This is a genomic window from Arcobacter sp. L (assembly GCF_000284235.1).
Taxonomy (GTDB): domain Bacteria; phylum Campylobacterota; class Campylobacteria; order Campylobacterales; family Arcobacteraceae; genus Aliarcobacter; species Aliarcobacter defluvii.
Genome location: NC_017192.1, coordinates 1,790,511 through 1,810,519, shown reverse-complemented (window position 1 = coordinate 1,810,519; position 20,009 = coordinate 1,790,511). Strand labels below are relative to the sequence as shown.

Genomic DNA, 20,009 nt, shown 5'->3' with positions numbered 1-20,009 from the left:
TAAGAGATGAAAAGAAAAAATTTAAAAAAACCAATGATTAGTGCTTTAGAGCAAAGAATTCTTTTTGATGGGGCAGCAGTTGCCACAGCTGTTGATGTCCTTGATAATAGTAGTTTTACACCAACAAATGACTCAACAACTACAAATGATATGACAAATAATAATGCAGAGAATAGTGTACATGAAGCACAAGCAGTTCAAGGGTTTGAAAAGAGTAGAAAAGAAGTAGCCTTTGTAGATGTAACAGTAAAAGATTATCAAACATTAGTTGATGGAGTAGGAGAAGGTGTAGAGACTTATTTAGTAAGTTCTTTAGATGAAATAAAATCAATATTAGAGAATGAAACAAATATAGATGCAATACATATTTTATCTCATGGAGAAACAGGTGAAATAACTGTGGGGAATGATGTATTAAATAAAGATACATTGCAAAATTTCGATGCAGTATTGCAAAGTATGAAAACATCATTAACAGAGAATGGGGATATATTACTTTATGGATGTAATGTAGCAAATGATGGAAGTGGAGAAGAGTTTATAACAGAATTAGCAACTATCACAGAAGCAGATGTTGCTGCATCTGATGATTTAACTGGTTCAAGTGCTCTTGGTGGTGATTGGGTTTTAGAAGTTAATACTGGGAGTATTGAAGCTAGTAGTTTAGTTGCGAGTAATTACGTAGGTACATTAGATAGTGATGCTAATGGAAATTTTAATTTTAGTCCTATTGGTAGTGGAAGTGCTGGTACAAGTAAATATTTATATGCAAACTTAGCAGGTTCTGGAACAGGGACTATTAAAATAGTTGCAAATGATGTTGATTATGCTCAAGGTGAAAGAAATGCTGTTTATTTTAAAGATGCAAATGATACAAGTGAAAGATTTCTAGGTTATTTACAAGGAGCTAATGGTGTAGATTCTACTACTACTTTTAATAATGTAACTTTTAATACGGCTGGAACAGCTACTATTAGAATTTATGGAGAAGTTTCAGGATGGGTTTATAATGTTAAATCGGCAAATTTTACTACAAGTGGAAATGCTGCTCCTGAATTTACATCAGGAACAAATGCAACTGTTGCTGAAGATGGAAGTGTAAATATAACTGTTTCAGGTAAAGATGGTATGACTTTAAATGATAATGTAACTTTATCTTTACATTCAGGTCCTTCTCATGGAACAATCTCAGGATTTGCAACACAATCAGGAAGTCCAACTGCAAGTGATACATTTACATATACTCCAAGTGCTGATTATAATGGAAGTGATTCTATAACCTTTAAATTAACAGATGGAATAGATACTGTATATCGAACAATAAATATAAATGTGACAGCTGTTGCAGATATAGCAAATGATTCAATAAGTGTAAATGAAGATTCTTCTGTTACTTATAATCTTTTATCAAATGACTCTTTTGAAGGAAATGACTCTATTTCATCAGTTACTCAAGGAGCTTATGGAAATGTAACTATAGTAAATGCTTCAACTGGGGAGGTTAGATATACTCCAAGAACTGCAAACTGGCATGGAAGTGATAGTTTTACTTATACAGTATTAAGTGGAGGAAAATACGAAACAGCAACTGTAAATGTAACAGTAAATTCTGTAAATGATGCTCCAACAGTGACAAATAATGCAAATTTAAAACTTCAAGCTATCAATGAAGATGTAGCTAGTGAAGACAATAAAGGTAGCAGAATTGATAGCTTATTTGACCCAGTTTTTAATGATGTGGATTCACCAGATAGTTTAAGTTCAGTTGAAGTTGTAAGTATAAATGCAGACTCTGCTACACAAGGAGTTTATGAGTTTTCAAGCGATAATGGAGCAAGCTGGAGTACAGTAACAGTTGGTGCAATTTTAAATGATACATATAAAATAAGATTTACTCCTGTTGCAAATTATTTTGGAACACCAGGAACAATAACTGTAAAATTAAGAGATCAAGGAAATGGAATAGGTGGAGTTTTAGCTTCATCTGGAACAGCAACCTTATCAGTTCAAGTAAACTCTGTAAATGATATACCTGTAATTACAAGTGCTTTAGGAGCTGCAACGATAACAGAAACATCAGCAGATGATGTACCTTCTTCTTTAACACCAAGTTCTGGTTCTTTAACTGGAACTTTAAGTGGAACAGATGTTGAAGATGATATTTCAACTACACCATTAAATTTCTCAATTCAAGGTGGAACACTATCAGGAAATACATACACTTTACAGGGTAAATATGGTGTATTAAGCTTAGATACAACTACAAATGATTGGACTTATACACCAAATAAACAAGAGGCTTTAAATGCCCTTGCAGCTGGTGATACGGATACTGATGAGTTTATGTTTAAAATCATAGATTCTGAAGGTGCACAAGCAAATCAATCTTTGGTTATTACTCTTGTTGGAGAAAATGATTTACCAGAAGTAAGTCAAACTATAAGTGACCAAACATTTAGTGGAAATGGTAATTGGATTTATCAAATTCCTGCAAATACATTTTTAGATAGAGAAGGTAATGGGCTTACTTATACTGTTCAACAAGTTGATAGTAATGGAGATATAGTTGGTGATGGTTCATTACCAACAGGTGTAACATTTGATGAAGCAACAAGAAGTTTTCTTGGAAATAAAGACACTATAACAAATGGAAGTTTTTATGTAAAAGTTACTGCAACAGACCCTGAGGGAGCAAGTGCAACAGATACATTCCAAGTAACATTTACAGATGTTGAAAATAGTGCTCCGGTTGTAGCTAATCCAATTGATAGAGTTGCTATTGATTTAGCAACAGCAGAAACTGTTGGAACATTTTATACTATACCCGAAAATACTTTTTCAGATGATATTGATAATAGTGCAGATTTAATATATTCAGTAGGAGCTTTGCCCGCTGGTATGAGTTTTAATGCAGGAACTCGTGAATTTTCAAGTGATGGGAATACTTTAATTGCTGGAAAATATATTATTGATTTAACAGCAACTGATAGCGGTGGAAAATCAACTACAACTCAATTTGTTATTTATGTAGATGATGGTGTTGATAGTACAATTTCAACAGATCAAACTATTCCCGATCAAACATGGAATGGTTCAGGAGAACATACTTTTAAAGTACCATCAAATGCATTTACATTTGATGATGCAGGTGATACTGTAACTTATAGTGCAACAGCTGATGGAAATCCACTACCTTCTTGGTTGAGTTTAGACCCACAAACTGGAGTATTATCAGGAAATCCACCTCATGATGCAGCTGCTATTTATGCAATAGTAATAACGGCAACTGAAACTACAGGTTTAGAAATTGCAGCAAGTGGATTTAATTTAACTATTGGAACACCAAATGATGCACCAGTATTAAATGGTACAACAGTTGCACAAGATCAATTAGTAACAGAAGAACAAAATTTCAGTTACAACTTCGGTGAGTTGTTTATTGATCCAGATGGAAATACAGATGGAAGTGCAACTACTTCAACTTTAACTTATAGTGCAGAAGTTTGGGATGGGACTAATTGGGTAGCAGCACCTTCTTGGCTTACAATAACAGATACAACAATCTCAGGAACACCAATAGGAAATGTTCCATTTTTGGATATAAAATTAATCGCTACAGATGAAGGTGGAGCAAGTAATGAAACAACATTTAAGTTAGATTTACAAGATCCAGCTTCAACAAGTTCTGTTGGTGCATATACTGCAAATAATCCAGGAATTGTAACAGTTGGAGGAACTCCAACAGAAGGACAAACATTAAGTGTGACTTCTGTAATAGACCCAGATGGAAATCCATCAGGTGGAATAACTTATCAATGGCAAGTAAGTAGTGATGGTGGAACTACTTGGACAGATATCAGTAATGCAACAAATGTAAATTATACTTTGACAAATAATGAAGCAGGTAAACAAGTAAGAGCTAAAGTATTCTATACAGATGGTGGAGATGTTGCTGAAACTCAAGAATCAGATGCTTTATCTATCGCAAATGTGGATGATACAGGAAATGTTAGTTTATCAGGAACTTGGGCATCTGGTGATGTTGTTGTTGCTACAATAAATGATAGTGATGGGTTAGTTGGAGTTGAACCAACTTATACTTGGTATCGTGGAAATTCAAATACTGGACCTTGGACACAAATAAGTGGTGCAACAGGAAGTTCTTATACATTAACAAATGATGATGGAAATAAATATATTAAAGTTGTAGCTTCATATACAGATAACCAAGGTAGTTTAAATAATCCTGAATCAGTTAGTTCTACAACTGTTCAATTAGGTGCTGTTGCACCTGTTGCTGTAAATGATACAGCAAGTGTTACTGAAGGTGGTGGATTAAATAATGCAACTGCTGGTGGGGCAATTAGTGGAAACTTATTTACAAATGATACAGATTTAAATCCAGGAGATACAAAAACTTTAGTTGAAGTTAGAGTTGGAAGTCTTGAGGGTGCTGGAAGTGGTGTTGTTTCAGGTGTTGATGATGGAAATGGAAATATAATTTACACAATAACAGGAAGTTATGGTACATTGACTATAAACGAAGCGACGGGTGCTTATACTTATACATTAGATGAAACAAATAGTGATGTTGAAGCATTAAATGTAGGAGATTCATTAACAGAATCATTTAACTATGCTATTAAAGATAGTACAAATAGAAATGATATTGCAGTTTTAAATATCACAATAAATGGAGCTAATGACAGTTTAGTTGTTACAACAGATGTAAATTCTGCTGATTTAATTGAAGCAGGTGGAGTTAATAATGATATTGTTGGAACAAGTGTAGCTAACATAACTTTTACAGCTGTTGATGTTGATGATGCAGTATCTTTTGATACAACTTATTTAACAGATATTAGAGAAAATGTTTATGACAATAATACTCAAACAACAACTTCTCAACAAGTTTGGTTTTTAGAAGGTAATCAAGTTTCAAGAACAACACAATACGGTGGAGTATATTTTGATACAACTACTGGTGTAATGACATATTATATTTCAAATAGTATTCCTGAATTACAAGCTTTAAAACCAGGGGATAGTATAACTGAAACAGTTTCTATAAAAGTAGTTTCAGGAGCTGAAGAGATTATAAAAACGGTAAGTTTTGTTATTAAAGGAAGCAATGATAATCCTATTATAACAGTAGAATCAGGTGATAAAGAAACAGCAACGATAGATGAAACAAATACAACTTTAACAACTTTAGGAACATTAACCGTAACTGATGTTGATACTACACAAACAGTAAGTGTTAGCAAAGTTGATGTTGTTGCAAGTGGAACAACTAATGGTTTACTTTCAGATAATGCTACATTATTAGATATGTTAAGTTTAGATAGTGGAAATATAATTTCAAATTCTTCAACAACTGGTGTTATAAATTGGACATTTAACTCAGGGGAAGAAACATTTGATTATTTAGCAAGTGGAGAGACATTAACATTAACATATACAATAAAAGCGATGGATGATGATAGTTCAAATGCTTTTGATGAACAAACAGTAACTATTACAATTGTAGGAACAAATGATACTCCAAATATAACAGTTGAAAGTACAGATGTAGAAGCAGTGACAATAAATGAGACAAATACAACTCTGACAAGTACAGGAAGTTTAAGTGTAGTAGATTTAGATAGAACAGATGTGATAACAACAAGTCATAGTGTAAGTTCAGTACAAAAAGATGCAAATGGAAATGTAATGAGTACAGATTCATTAGAACCAATAAATATTGATTTAGCAAATATGTTGAGTATTACACAAACACCAATAGATGGAACAAATCAAATAGGGACAATTTCATGGACATTTAACTCAGGGGAAGAAACATTTGATTATTTAGCAAGTGGAGAGACATTAACATTAACATATACAATAAAAGCGATGGATGATGATAGTTCAAATGCTTTTGATGAACAAACAGTAACTATTACAATTGTAGGAACAAATGATACTCCAAATATAACAGTTGAAAGTACAGATGTAGAAGCAGTGACAATAAATGAGACAAATACAACTCTGACAAGTACAGGAAGTTTAAGTGTAGTAGATTTAGATAGAACAGATGTGATAACAACAAGTCATAGTGTAAGTTCAGTACAAAAAGATGCAAATGGAAATGTAATGAGTACAGATTCATTAGAACCAATAAATATTGATTTAGCAAATATGTTGAGTATTACACAAACACCAATAGATGGAACAAATCAAATAGGGACAATTTCATGGACATTTAATTCAGGGGAAGAAACATTTGATTATTTAGCAAGTGGAGAGACATTAACATTAACATATACAATAAAAGCGATGGATGATGATAGTTCAAATGCTTTTGATGAACAAACAGTAACTATTACAATTGTAGGAACAAATGATACTCCAATAGTTTCTATTGACGATATTGATGATAAAACTCCATTTGGAAAAGATTTTCTAAAAGAAGTTGCTTATTTATTTAGTGATTTGGATACAACTGATACATTTACTTTTGAAGCAGACAATCTTCCTAGAGGATTGACAATAGATTCTAATACTGGAATTATTTCAGGTAGAGCTATAGAATCAGGAATATTTGAAATAACAGTTAAAGTAAAAGATTCTGGTACACCAACTTTAAACGTGTCAAGAACATTTAGTTTATTAGTTATTGCTCCTCCTAAAGCTGATTCTCCAGTATTGATAGAAGTTCCAAAAATAGGGGAAACAAATATTAATAATGGTGATATTTCACTAAATAATTTTAATGATAATGGACAAAATAATTTAGGAGTATTAAATTATAATTCAAATGAAGGAATAGGTACTGATACTGGAAATGGATTTATTGGTACAGAATCTATAGGCGATAATAATGGAAAAGATTCTCAAAATGGAAAAGGAAATGATAATCAAGGAGAAAATAATACAGCAAATAAAGTAAATGGAAATACTAACGAAAAAGGAATCTTACAAGCAAATGTAGATTTAAATGTATTAAATAATGGTCAAGTTGTATTTAATCAAGATAATCAAGATTCTTTCTCAATAGTTGGAATAACTATTGAAGATATTAAAATAAATAACAATTATATAGATGTTAAAGTTGTAGATATAAAATCTGCACAAAACTTTATAGTTACACAAATTGATGGAACTCCGTTACCAAATGGCTTGTCTTATGATCCAAGAACTGGTAATATTACGGGAGTAATTTCTGAAGATTTAGAAAAACTTGAAATAAGTATAAAAGCAATAAACTTAGATGGAACAACAAGAGTTTTAAATTTGAAATTGGATTTAAAAGAATTAAAACAAAAAATGCAAGCAGAAGTAAATGAGAAATTTATAGGATTAAAAGAGCAAATAGCTTTTGAAAATCAAAAATTAGATGGTTATGGTTCTTATTTGACTAAATTGTTTGCTTAAATAAAGGACAAAATAAAATTTGGAATCAAATATATCAAAACTTCTACAGTTGGAGCACAACTGTAGAAATTGTGAAAGTAAAAAAGAGCTCTATTTTCAAATAGTAAATGGAACAAGAAGCCTTGTGAATTATTCACAAGGTATTTTATTAACAACTGATTTAACAGGAAAATACAAAGTTGTAGCTATTTCGGATATTTCAGTAGTTGACTCAACATCTCCTTATGTTCAATGGGTAGAAGATGTAACACTAGATTTGCAAAATAATGAAAAAATAAAAGATGTTTTTATTGTTGATACAAAAAATGATTTAAAAGAGATAAATTATAAATCTCTTCATGAATTTGCACCGTCAAATATCTTATATATTCCTTTAAAAAAATCAAAAGAAAATAGTGATACGGATTATATTTTTCTTTTATTTAAAGAAGAATCTTGGAATGAAAATGATATTTTGATGATTAAACACTTGTCTTCTTCTCTCACTTATTTTTTATTTGCTATGAGAAGTTGTGGAATTTCTCAAACCTTAAAGAATTTATCATTTAAAAATAAATATTTTAAAATAGCAGTTCTTGTGGTATTTCTTTTGATGTTTTTGCCTGTTAGATTATCTGTTTTAGCACCACTTGAAGTTGATGCAAAAAATCCTTATGTTGTAACATCTCCATTAAATGCAGTTATTGAAGAAGTGAAAGTTTTTCCAAATGATAAAATAGAAAAAAATCAATTGATTGTAAAATTTGATGATGTAGATTTTTCAAATGATTATTTGGTAGCAAAAAGAACTTTGGATGTTACAAATGCTGAACTTTTTAGTACAAAACAGAGCAGTTTTTTAGACCCAAAACAAAAAAGCCAAATTTCACAGTTGGAAAATCAAGTTAAATTAAAAGAAGCAGAACTTGATTATGCAAAAGATCAACTTGATAAAACAAAAATATTCGCAAAAGAAGATGGAATCGCAATTATAAATAATCCAAATGATTGGAAAGGAAAACCGGTATCAACAGGAGAAAGAATTTTTTTAATAGCAAAACCAGAGAATATAGAATTAAAAATTATGTTACCTGTTAGTGATGCTATTTTTTTAGAAGAAAATGCTATTGTAAAAGCTTTTTTTGATAATGATCCAACAAACTCTTGGAGTGCAAAAATAAAATATATCTCTTATAAACCAGAACTTACAGAACAAAATATTTTATCTTATAAAATAACTGCAAATTTTGATGATATAAAAGAAAATGGTTATATTCCATCTATTGGACTTAGAGGAACTGCAAAAATTTATTCAAAAAAAGTATCTTTATTTTTCTATTTATTTAGAAAACCTATAACTGCTGTTAGACAATGGATAGGTTGGTAATGTTTCAACAAGAACAAACAATTTTACCAAAAATAAGAGATGATTTAAATCTTTTAGAAACATCCGTTGCTGAAGATGGTTCAAAAAGATGGCTTTTATTTGATCCTATTCAAAATAAATATTTTAATATAGGAATTGATGCTTTTGAACTAATTTCAAACTGGCAAAGTGATATTGAACTTGATGAATTTATAAAAATTTTAGAAGAAAAAGATTATGACATAGATAAAGAATCTTTGCAGACTTTTGTAGATTTTTTAATAAATAATAATCTAATTGTTTGTGATGATTTAAAATATACTTCAAGAATGATAAATCTTCAAAAGCAATCAAAACAAAATATTTTTAAATGGTTGATTCATAACTATTTATTTATAAGAATCCCTTTATTAAAACCTGATAGATGGCTTGAAAGAAATAAAACAAAAGTTGATTTTTTATATTCTAAACTTTGGCAAAATATTGTTTTAGTTTTGGGTTTTATTGGAATTATTTTTGTATTAAGGGATTGGGAAAAATTTACTTCAACTTTTATGTATTTATTTTCAAAAGAGGGTTTTTTTTACTATTTTTTATCTTTAGTTTTTGTTAAAAGTTTTCATGAATTAGGTCATGCTTTTACAGCTAAAAGATATGGTTGTAAAGTTCCAACTATGGGAGTTGCTTTTTTGGTTTTATTCCCTGTTTTATATACAGATACAACAAATGCTTGGAAATTAAAATCGAAATATCAAAGATTAAAAATTGTAGTTGCTGGAATGAAAGTAGAACTTTATTTAGGTTTAATTGCTACTTTTTTATGGTCTTTTGCTCCTGATGGAATACTAAAAAGTATTTTATTTATTATTGCAACAACAAGTTGGATTAGTTCATTACTTATAAATATTAGTCCATTTCTACGATTTGATGGGTATTATGCACTTTCAGATTTAACTGATAGTAAAAATTTACAACCTCGTTCTTTTGCAATGGCAAGATGGTTTATAAGAAAAAATATTTTAGGTTTAGATGAGATAAAACCAGAAATTCTAACAAAAGAAAAAGAGAAATTTTTTATTATTTATGCTATTGGAACTTGGATTTATAGATTTTTCTTATTTTTAGGAATTGCTGTTTTAGTTTATTATTATGCTTTTAAAGTTTTAGGAATAGTTTTATTTTTAGTTGAAATTATCTGGTTTATCTTTTTGCCTATTTTTAAAGAGTTGAAATTTTGGTGGAGTAAAAAAACACAGTTAAAATTTAATAAAAGAAATAAAATCTCTTTAGCTTTATTTTTAATATTCTTATTTTTGATATTTATTCCTTGGAATACAAATATTAAAATGCCAGCAATTATTGAATCAAAAAACTATATTGAGTATTATTCTGCTGAAGATGGATTTATAGAAAAAATATTTTTTACTAATGGTGAAAATGTAAAAAAAGATCAACTGTTATTGAAAATTAAATCTCCACAAATAGAATTTAAAATATCACAAATTCAAAAAGAGATAACACAAATTGAACTTGAAATCAATAAACAAGCAGGTTTTAAAGAAAATCTAAATAAACGTTTTGTTTTAGAAGAATCTTTATTAAAAAAACAAAATGAATTAGAAGGTTTAAAAAAAGTTATAGATAAGTTTGAAATAAAAGCAAATTTTGATGGAAAGATCTATTTTAATGATACTTTTAAAGTAAATCAATGGATAAATAAAAAAGAGCCAATTTTTGTATTATATGATAATTTAAACTATAAAATAGTTGGTTTTTGTAATGAAAATGATTTTAAATTATTGAAAGAAAATAGTAATAGTAAATTTATTTTTAGTTCAGGGGATATTCAAGATATTCATTCAAAAATATCAAATATTTCAAAAGTTTCTGTTCCATATTTAGAATTTCCAGAATTATCTTCTGATTTTGGAGGAGAAATAGCTACAAGACAAGATAAAAATAAAGGAATAAAAACAGAACAAGCTTATTATAAAATTTCAATGGATTTAAATGATAGTGTACTAAATTTAGAAAATAGAAAAGTTGGAATTTTAGTTACTCAAGGAGAATCTTCAAGTATAATTTCAAGAGTCTTTAAAAAAGCAGTTTCAGTTCTAATAAGAGAGAGTGAATTTTAAATTCACTCTACAGTTTTCATCAAAATATCTCTATAATTATTTAATTCTTTCATTTTCTCATCGTTTCCACCATTTATATCTGGATGATATTTACGTGCAAGTTCTTTATATCTTTTTTTTATCTCTTCTTTTGTTGGTGAGTGAGTAAAACCAAAGAAATCTTTTGCTTTTTGTACTTCATCAAATCTTGGAGCATTCGCAAAACCTTGAAAGTCTGATTGGTTAAAACTTCTAAAATCATTGAAATTAAAATTTTGACCATTTTGAAACTGTGAACTGTCAAATCTAAATGAAAAACTATTTGCTTTCATTTTTTTCTTAAAGTTATAAATAAAAAAAGCGATAATTAGAACAAAAATTCCTACTATTATCATAAAAGTACCAAAATTTGTAAAAATTAAATATAGAATAAAAAATAATATAGCGAGTCTTATTAATCTATTAAATATATAAATAATTGTGTTGTTATACATAAAATCCCTTTTAAAATAGTTGCGTATTATATAATGGTTTATACTATAAATAAATTAATCAATATTAATAAAAAATTATTTTATTAATAAATATTTTCATTTAATATATTTTATATTTATATTTTGTATAATCATCCATATTTTATCTTGTTAGGTATTCTAAATGAAACTCATTAGAAAATTATATTTATTATTATTTTTATCTTCTATCCTTTTTGCTAAGGAAAGTATTCTTGATGAAATAAAATCAACAAATAAATTAAAAGTTTGTGTTTGGCCTGAATATTATGGAATTTCATATTTAGACCAAAGAACTCAACAATTTTCAGGAATAGATAGTGATTTAGCACAAGAATTAGCTAAAGATTTGAATGTAAATTTAGAGTTTGTGATAAGTTCTTTTGCAACTTTAATTGATGATATAAATAATGATAACTGTCAAATTGCAATGTTTGCTATTGGAAATACAGCTCAAAGAAGAGAAAAAATTAGATTTACAACAGCGCATTTATCAAGTGATGTTTATGCGATTACTACAAAAAATAATAGAAGAGTTCAAAATTGGGATGATATTGATAAACAAGGTAATATTATTGCAGTTGCAAAAGGTACTTATCATGAACCAATTATGAAAGAAAAATTAAAAAATGCACAACTTTTAGTTGTGGATAAAATGCATCAAAGGGAAGAAGAAGTTCAATCTGGTCGAGCTGATGTTTTTATGACAGATTATCCTTTTGCTAAAAGAATGTTAGTGAAAACTAATTGGGCAAAATTAATAGAGCCACAAACAACTTATTTTAAAACTGATTATGCTTGGGCGATGAAGTATGGTGATGATAAGTTTTATGATAGAGTTGAACAATTTATCCGTGACATAAAAGCTGATGGAAGACTTTTGTTATTAGCTAAAAAAAATGGTTTAGAACCAATTGTTAAATTAAAATAAGTTTTTTGATGAAGTTTACAGTTTCTAAAATAATTATTGCAAGTTTATTTATCATTTTTCTTGTAATTTCTAGTGTTTTTTTCTCTATAACTGTTTTAAAAGATGAAACAATAAAAACTCATTTAAAATTAGTGCAATTGTATTCAAGTATTTTTGTTGATAATTTGAGTAAAACAATAAATACCATAGATTTATTCACTGATAGTTTAGTTGTACTTTTGAAAAATGAAGAAAAAGAAGAAATTATCAATAATAAATTGCTAAATTTATTAAAAGAGAATTTAGAAATAAGATCAATAAATATTTTAGATGAGAATAATAAAATCATATATAGCTCAAATAAGTTAAATAAAAATCTTTTAATAAATTTAGAATCTTTTTATCCAATACCAACTTATAGTAAAGATATTTTAAGAGTTGGAAATACGAAAGAGGGAAGAGATTTTTTTGATGCAAAAAATATTGAGTATTCAAAGAATAATTTGGATATAAATTTTTTTCCTATATTAAAAGAAGTTTCTTTAGGTTATAAAAGAGTTAAAGTTTTAATTGCCATAAATGGTGATTTTTTACTTAATCGATATAATAATTTTTTAAATATTGAACATTGTTATATTGATATTTTAAAAATAGATGGAACATTGTTGGTTTCAAACGATTTTAGAGAACAAAGTAATATAGATATTAGTGATGAGTTAAAGACTATTATAAAAGAAAAAAATTCATTTTCTGGTATTTTTGATTTTAATAAAGAAAAAACTATTCTTTCTTATAACAGCACTTTAAACTATCCATTTTTAGTAATAGTAAGATTAAATTTTGACAAAACTTTACAAACTTGGGAAGAAAAAAGTTATACTTTTTTAGTAACTATTTTTGCTTTATTAATCTTATCTATTATTCTAATAATTTCATGGTTAATTACTTATAATAAAAGAATTAACAAAGAATTTTCTTTAAATAAAAAATTTAAAATTTTGTTTGAACAAAGTAGTTTTTTTGCTCTAATAGTAGATTCTGATGGAAAAATTTTAGATATAAATAAGAGTTTTCTATCTTTATTTTTTGAAAATAAAATTGAAGATAAAAATATTTGGGAATATTCATGTTGGCCTGAGAGTGAAAAGAAATGGTTAGAAAGTATTTTTAGAAATTACACGGATGGTGAAAAAGTACAAAAAGAGTTAAATATATATGATTTAGATGGAAAACCAAGAGTATTAGAAATCGTAATATCATCTTTTGAAATTGATGAACATATTGAATATGTACTAATTGCTTTAGATATTACAATAAAAAAACAAAGAGAAAAAGAACTTAAAAATGCTCATATTGTTTTCAAAAATGCCCATGATGGAATAGTTGTAACTGATGATAAAGCAAATATTGTAAATGTAAATAAAGCATTTGAATTAAATACTGGATATACATTAAAAGAAGTTGTTGGAAGAAATCCAAAAATCTTAAAATCAGGTCTTCAAGAAGAAGATTTTTATAAAAATATGTGGACAGAGTTAATTTCTACAGGTTATTGGGAAGGTGAAATAACAAATAAAGATAAAAATGGGAAACTTTATATTGAAAGAATAAAAATAAACGCTGTTTATAATGAAAACAACAAATTGACAAATTATATTGCAGTTTTTTCTGATATAACTTTACAAAAAGAACAAGAAAGACTTTTACATGAAAAAGAAAAACTTCTTTTTCAACAATCAAAATTATCAGCTATGGGTGAAATGATAGGAAATATTGCCCATCAATGGAGACAACCTTTAAGTGTGATTAGTTCTTCAACGAGTGCTATTAAACTTCATGAAGAAGAGGGGTTTTATTCAAAAGAAGAAATTATTGATTTTATAGAAGTGATTTTAAATTCTACAAAATATTTATCAAATACTATTGATGATTTTAGAAATTTTTATAAAGAAGACTCAGTAAAAAGTAACTTTGATGTAAAACAAGCTATTAATAGTAGTTTAAATCTGATAAAAACAGAGCTAGTAAAACATAATATTGAACTTGTTTTTGTCAATGATGATAATTTTGAAATAAAAGGTATTAGAAACCAATTTTTACAAGTTATGATGAATATCTTAATAAATGCAAAAGATGCTTTTATTGAAAAAGAAGAAGATTTAAAATTAATATTTATAAATCTTTATGAAGAAGAAGGAAAAAAAATTATTGAGATTTATGATAATGCAGGTGGAATAAATGAAAATGTTATTGCCCATGTTTTTGAACCATATTTTACAACAAAACATAAATCAGTTGGAACGGGAATTGGTTTATATATGAGTGAAGAGATAATTACAAAAGGATTAAATGGAGAAATTTTTGTTTCAAATAAAAATTTTGTATATAAAAATCAAAAATTTATTGGAGCAGAATTTAGAATAATTATATAAAATGTAACTAATTTGTTACCAAAATTATCACTTTTATAGATAAATTTATGTTATTTTCTTACTAGATATTTTTTCTCATAAAAATATCATATCTCAAAACTATTCTTAGTCTAATTTTTATTAGGAGGAAAGTTTATGAGTTTAGGTTTTCAAGCATTTTTTGCTGCGTTACCAATCATATTTGCTGGTATTTTACTTGTAGGACTTAGAGTTTCTGCAAAAAAAGCAATGCCTTTAGTTTATATTGCAACAATCGCAGTTGCATTTTTGGTTTGGGAAGTTTCTTTTGAAAGAGTTCTTGCTTCAACGATTGAAGGAATGTTAATCACAATTTCTGTTTTATGGATTATTTTTGGTGCTATTTTACTTTTAAATACACTAAAACATTCAGGTGCAATTATTGTAATTAGAGAAGGATTTAATAATATTAGTCCTGATAGAAGAATACAAGTTATTATCGTAGCTTGGTTATTTGGTTCATTTATTGAAGGAGCTTCTGGTTTTGGAACACCTGCTGCTATTGCTGCTCCATTACTTGTAGCTATTGGATTTCCTGCTATGGCAGCTGTTATGGTTGGTATGATGATCCAAAGTACTCCTGTATCTTTTGGTGCAGTTGGAACTCCTATTTTAATTGGAGTAAATAAAGGATTAGATTCAGCTGGAATTGGAGCAACTTTATCAAATCTTGGTTCTTCTTGGGATGCGTATCTTCAAATTATTACATCAGAAGTAGCTATTACTCATGCAATTGCTGGAACATTTATTCCTTTATTTATGATTATCATGCTTACAAGATTTTTTGGAGAAAATAAATCTTGGAGTGAAGGATTATCAATAATTCCTTTTGCAATTTTTGCTGGTCTTGCATTTACAATTCCTTATGCTTTAACAGGTGTATTCTTAGGTGCAGAGTTCCCATCATTAATTGGTGCATTAGTTGGTTTACCAATCGTTGTATTAGCAGCTAAAAATGGATTTTTAGTTCCTAAAAAATCTTGGGATTTTGCTCCAAGAGAAAAATGGCCAGTTGCATGGGTTTCTAAATTTGAAATGAAATTTGATGCAATGACATCAAAAGAAGCTATGTCTTTAACAAAAGCTTGGATTCCTTATGTATTAGTTGCTGCAATTTTAGTATTAACAAGAGTTAGTGCTGATGCAAAAGCTTTTGTTATGTCTTTAGCATTCTCATACAAAAATATTTTAGGTGAAGGTTTAAACTTTACTATGAATCCTTTATATTTACCAGGAGGAATTTTAGTATTTGTTGTAATTATCACTTATTTTTTACATAAAATGGAATTTAAAGAGTTAAAAGCTGCTGTTGGTGAATCTTCAAGAGTAATGATTGGTGCTGGATTTGTACTTGTATTTACTATTCCACTTGTAAGAGTTTTAATTAATTCAGGTGTTAATTCTTCTGGATTTGATTCTATGCCAATTGCAATGGCAAATTTTGTTGCTCATTCAGTTGGAGATATTTATCCTTTATTTGCACCAGTTGTTGGAGCTTTAGGAGCATTTATTGCTGGAAGTAATACAGTTTCAAATATGATGTTAAGTCAATTCCAATTTGGTGTTGCTGATGCGTTAGGTGTTTCTACAGCATTTATGGTTGCTCTTCAAGCAGTTGGAGCAGCAGCTGGAAATATGATAGCAATTCACAATGTAGTTGCAGCTAGTGCAACTGTTGGATTACTTGACCAAGAGGGTGAGACTTTAAGAAAAACTATTATTCCTACAATTTATTATTGTTTAGTTGTTGGAATTGTTGGTTTAATTGGAATGTATTATTTAGGATTAACAGATCCACTTATGAAATAAATAAAAAAGAAGAAGTAAAAACTTCTTCTTTTTAAAAATAGCTATTTTCTACTAAATCATTTATTTGATTTAACATACTTTTATAATCATTATATTTTATATTTATTGGATAGAGTTCTTTTTTATATTTTAAAATCAATGAAGGAAAAACTTTTACATAAAGCGAACGTCTAAAGTTTAGTTCTTCTTGTAAATCATCTTCTATTTTTTGTGATTTTAAATTCTCTTCAAATTTTTTCTCATCTATTCCTATTTGTTTTGCTAAACTAATTAATGTTGAGGCATCACTTGGATTTAATGCTTTTTGATAATAAGCTTCTTGAATTGCACTTATCATTTCATCTTCTTTATCTTCATAACGTGCAAGCATAGTTGCTTGACATGCAAGATAAGTTGAACGTCTTGGAATACAATTTTTCCAAAAATCATGATTAAACTTAGTTCCAGTTACTTCTTCTATTTCATACCAAATATTTTCTATTTTTTCTTGCATTTCTTTTGGCATTGGCTCATCTGAATGTTTTGCTAAACCTCCAACCACATAAACTATTTTTATATTTGATGCTAAATGTTTTTTTAGTTCATCTAATGTTGCTTTAAATGCATAACACCATGAACACATTGGGTCATGTACATAATATAGAGTATAAACCATAAAAATCCTTCTAAAAATTAATTATTATTTTTATTTAGATTACCTAAATTGATATTAAAACTTTTTGAGTACAATATGTATGAATTTAAAAGGATTTATATGGATTATAGTGAATTTGAAAAAGCTGTTGATATGTTTGGAATATTAACAAGAGTTTCAAGAAAAGATTTGAAAAAAAAGTATTTAAAATTGTCAAAAAAATACCATCCTGATATGCCAGAAGGTAGTGATGAAAAGTTTATTGAATTAAAAAAGAATTACGAAATACTTTGTGCTTATATGGATTCATATTGTTACTCATTTGATAAAGATGAGTTTAGACATCAGTTTCCAGCATTTACGAACTATAAAAATTGGGTGAAATAAGGAGATACAAATGTTTGAAGAAAAAATAAAAGATTTAGTTTTATCTGCGTTAGTTGTAGATTCTTACTGTTTAGGAATGCATTGGGTTTATGATGAAGAACAACTTTTAGATAAAAACTTTAATTGGCAAGTTTTAAATGCTCCTAAAGCTTTATGGCATAAAGGAAAAGAAGCAGGAGATTTTACTCATTATGGAGATCAAACTCTTTGGTTATATGAATTTTTGAAAGATAAAAATAGTTTTGATGTGGATTTATATAGAGATTTTTGGTATAAAAAAATGAAAAATTATACAGGATATTTGGATTCTGCTTCAAGAAATACTATTTTAAATATTGAGAATAAAACCACTCCAAGTGGCTCAAATTCAACTGATTTATCAATTGTTGGAAGAATTGCTCCTCTTTTAAAAGTATCAAAAAATAAAGAAGAATTTTTAAAAAATGTACAAATTTTTGTACAAGTAACCCACAATAGTAAAAAAGCAAAAGAGTGTGCAGATTTTTTTGCAAGATTACTTCTTTTAGTTTTAGAAAAAAATGACATAACAAAGTCTATTTTAAAACTTAAAAATGAATATGATGATTCATTTCAAGTTATGATAGAAAAAGGTTTAAATTCAAAAGATGAAGATAGCTTTAAAGCAATTCGAGAATTTGGGCCAGCTTGTGATATAGATGGTGGATTTAGTGGAGTTATTCATCTTTTGGCAAAATATGATAATTTAAAAGAGATGATTATAAATAACTCAAAAGCTGGTGGAGATTCGAGTGCAAGAGCAATGATTGCAACAACTATTTTTATGGCAAATAAAAATATAAATGAATTGCCAAAAGAGTGGTTAAATATAAATAAAAAAATTTAAAGGAGCATTTATGAGAAGAACAATATTAAATTTTTTTTCGGATAAGTTGTATATCGAATTAGCAATTACATCAGTACTATTTTTGATTGCCCTTGCTCTTGATAAACTTATGGATTTTATTATTTATATGCTTTATTTTGTGATTTTTTTGGAGATTGTACGAGCAGTTGTAAATTATGTAAGAGAACAAAGAGTTTCTATGACTTTGTTAGTTGATGCTTTTATAATTTTGGCTTTAAGAGAGTTTATTGTAAATGTAGTAAAAGTTAATAAAGAGGATTTGAATACAATTGAGGCAATTTTCTCAAGTCCAATAAATTATAATCTTTTGATATTATCAGGAGTTATTTTATTTTTGATGCTTATTAGATATTTATCTGTAATAACATCACAAAGAAATCTTCTAAAAGAAAAAATAGAAGATAAATTTTTAAATTAAGTGAGTTTATATGCAAAAGAAGTTTTTAGTTTTATTTTTTTTATGTTGTTTTGGTTTGAATAATCTTTTTGCTAATGAGAGTTATTCAAAAGAAGATATAGAAAAAATGATTGCAAAAATGGTGATTTTAGGATTTAATGGGGAAAATATAAGCCAAAAAGATGAAATATATCAAAATATTAAAGTAGGTTTAGGTGGTGTTATTTTATTTGATAAAGATCCAAATGATAAGAAAAAAGTAAAAAATGTAAGAAATAAAGAGCAATTAAAGATTTTAACTTCAGAACTTCAATCAATATCAAAACAAAAATTACTTATTGGAATTGACCAAGAAGGTGGAATAGTTCAACGATTAAAAAGTAGTGATGGTTTTGTAAATACTCCAAAAGCAAGTGAAGTTGCTTTAAAAGGTGAATCTTTTGCAAAACAAACATATAAAAATCTTGCAATTGATTTAAAAGAATCAGGAATAAATCTTGATTTTGCTCCTGTTGTTGATTTGGCTATAAATAAAGAAAATAAAGTAATTGTAACAAGAGGACGTTCTTTTGGAGAGAGTTCAAAAGAGGTTATAAAATACTCTTCAATTTTTATTGATGAATTAAAAAAAGAGCATATTATTTCTGTATTAAAACACTTTCCTGGTCATGGTTCATCTTTAGGTGATTCTCACTTAGGTTTTGTGGATATAACAAATACATGGAATCAAAAAGAGTTAGAACCATATAAATATTTAATTAATAATGGTAAAGCAAATATGATTATGACGGCTCATGTTTTTAATGAAAAATTAGACAAAGAATATCCTGCAACATTATCTTATAATATAAATACAAATTTATTAAGATATAAATTAGGTTTTGATGGAGTTTTAGTAAGTGATGACTTACAAATGTATGCTATTTCAAAACATTATGATTTAAAACAAACGTTAACTTTAGCTATAAATTCAGGAGTAAATATGCTTTTATTTGCAAATCAATTAGCAAAACCTATAACATTAAAAGAGATTGTTGATACAGTTTATACTCAAATTTTAAGTGAACAAATATCTTTAGAAACAATAATAACTGCAAATAAAAGAATAGATAGTTTATTAAATAAATTATAAAAAGGAGTTATCTC

12 protein-coding genes are annotated in these 20,009 nt (G+C 27.7%); 10 read left to right on the top strand and 2 right to left on the bottom strand.

Annotation, left to right across the window (positions count from 1 at the left end; translation table 11 throughout):
* Nucleotides 1-6 precede the first annotated feature (6 nt).
* The 3 genes from ABLL_RS08930 to ABLL_RS08920 are packed head-to-tail and all read left to right on the top strand — an operon-like array spanning nt 7 to nt 10,899.
* On the top strand, nt 7-7,416 hold the full coding sequence (locus ABLL_RS08930) for a DUF4347 domain-containing protein (RefSeq protein WP_014474469.1): 7,410 nt from the start codon (nt 7-9) through the stop codon (nt 7,414-7,416).
* Nucleotides 7,417-7,435: 19 nt separating this feature from the next.
* On the top strand, nt 7,436-8,782 hold the full coding sequence (locus ABLL_RS08925; RefSeq protein ID WP_014474468.1) for an efflux RND transporter periplasmic adaptor subunit: 1,347 nt from the start codon (nt 7,436-7,438) through the stop codon (nt 8,780-8,782).
* Nucleotides 8,782-10,899, top strand: coding sequence for a site-2 protease family protein (locus tag ABLL_RS08920; RefSeq protein WP_014474467.1), 2,118 nt, complete (start codon nt 8,782-8,784; stop codon nt 10,897-10,899). Before ABLL_RS08925 ends, ABLL_RS08920 begins: the two co-directional genes overlap by 1 nt.
* Nucleotides 10,900-10,901: 2 nt before the next feature.
* Here the strand turns inward: ABLL_RS08920 and ABLL_RS08915 are convergent, their stop codons facing one another.
* Nucleotides 10,902-11,210 carry a DnaJ domain-containing protein gene (locus tag ABLL_RS08915; RefSeq protein ID WP_258239351.1) on the bottom strand — a complete coding sequence of 103 codons (309 nt, stop codon included), beginning with the start codon at nt 11,208-11,210 and terminating at the stop codon, nt 10,902-10,904.
* A 325-nt stretch (nt 11,211-11,535) separates the two neighbouring features.
* Here ABLL_RS08915 and ABLL_RS08910 point away from each other — a divergent pair, with 325 nt between their 5' ends.
* From ABLL_RS08910 to ABLL_RS08900, 3 genes are all read left to right on the top strand, one after another.
* Complete coding sequence (locus tag ABLL_RS08910; protein WP_014474465.1) at nt 11,536-12,321, top strand: ABC transporter substrate-binding protein; 786 nt, start codon at nt 11,536-11,538, stop codon at nt 12,319-12,321.
* 8 nt (nt 12,322-12,329) lie between these two features.
* A complete protein-coding gene (locus ABLL_RS14740; protein WP_014474464.1) occupies nt 12,330-14,732 on the top strand; it encodes a PAS domain S-box protein in 2,403 nt (800 codons plus the stop codon).
* Nucleotides 14,733-14,867: 135 nt separating this feature from the next.
* On the top strand, nt 14,868-16,559 hold the full coding sequence (locus tag ABLL_RS08900; RefSeq protein WP_014474463.1) for an L-lactate permease: 1,692 nt from the start codon (nt 14,868-14,870) through the stop codon (nt 16,557-16,559).
* 31 nt (nt 16,560-16,590) lie between these two features.
* Here ABLL_RS08900 and ABLL_RS08895 read toward each other — a convergent pair whose 3' ends face one another.
* A complete protein-coding gene (locus tag ABLL_RS08895; protein WP_014474462.1) occupies nt 16,591-17,214 on the bottom strand; it encodes a DsbA family protein in 624 nt (207 codons plus the stop codon).
* 99 nt (nt 17,215-17,313) lie between these two features.
* Here ABLL_RS08895 and ABLL_RS08890 point away from each other — a divergent pair, with 99 nt between their 5' ends.
* Genes ABLL_RS08890 through ABLL_RS08875 form a run of 4 tightly spaced genes read left to right on the top strand, consistent with a single transcriptional unit; the run spans nt 17,314 to nt 19,995 of the window.
* Nucleotides 17,314-17,580, top strand: a complete 267-nt coding sequence (locus ABLL_RS08890; RefSeq protein ID WP_014474461.1) for a DnaJ domain-containing protein — start codon at nt 17,314-17,316, stop codon at nt 17,578-17,580.
* Between the two features lie 10 nt (nt 17,581-17,590).
* The gene (locus ABLL_RS08885) at nt 17,591-18,445 is read left to right on the top strand and encodes an ADP-ribosylglycohydrolase family protein (protein WP_014474460.1); all 855 of its coding nucleotides are present in this window, start codon (nt 17,591-17,593) and stop codon (nt 18,443-18,445) included.
* A gap of 10 nt (nt 18,446-18,455) precedes the next feature.
* On the top strand, nt 18,456-18,884 hold the full coding sequence (locus tag ABLL_RS08880) for a phosphate-starvation-inducible PsiE family protein (RefSeq protein ID WP_014474459.1): 429 nt from the start codon (nt 18,456-18,458) through the stop codon (nt 18,882-18,884).
* Between the two features lie 10 nt (nt 18,885-18,894).
* Nucleotides 18,895-19,995 carry a glycoside hydrolase family 3 N-terminal domain-containing protein gene (locus tag ABLL_RS08875; protein WP_014474458.1) on the top strand — a complete coding sequence of 367 codons (1,101 nt, stop codon included), beginning with the start codon at nt 18,895-18,897 and terminating at the stop codon, nt 19,993-19,995.
* Nucleotides 19,996-20,009: the final 14 nt, after the last annotated feature.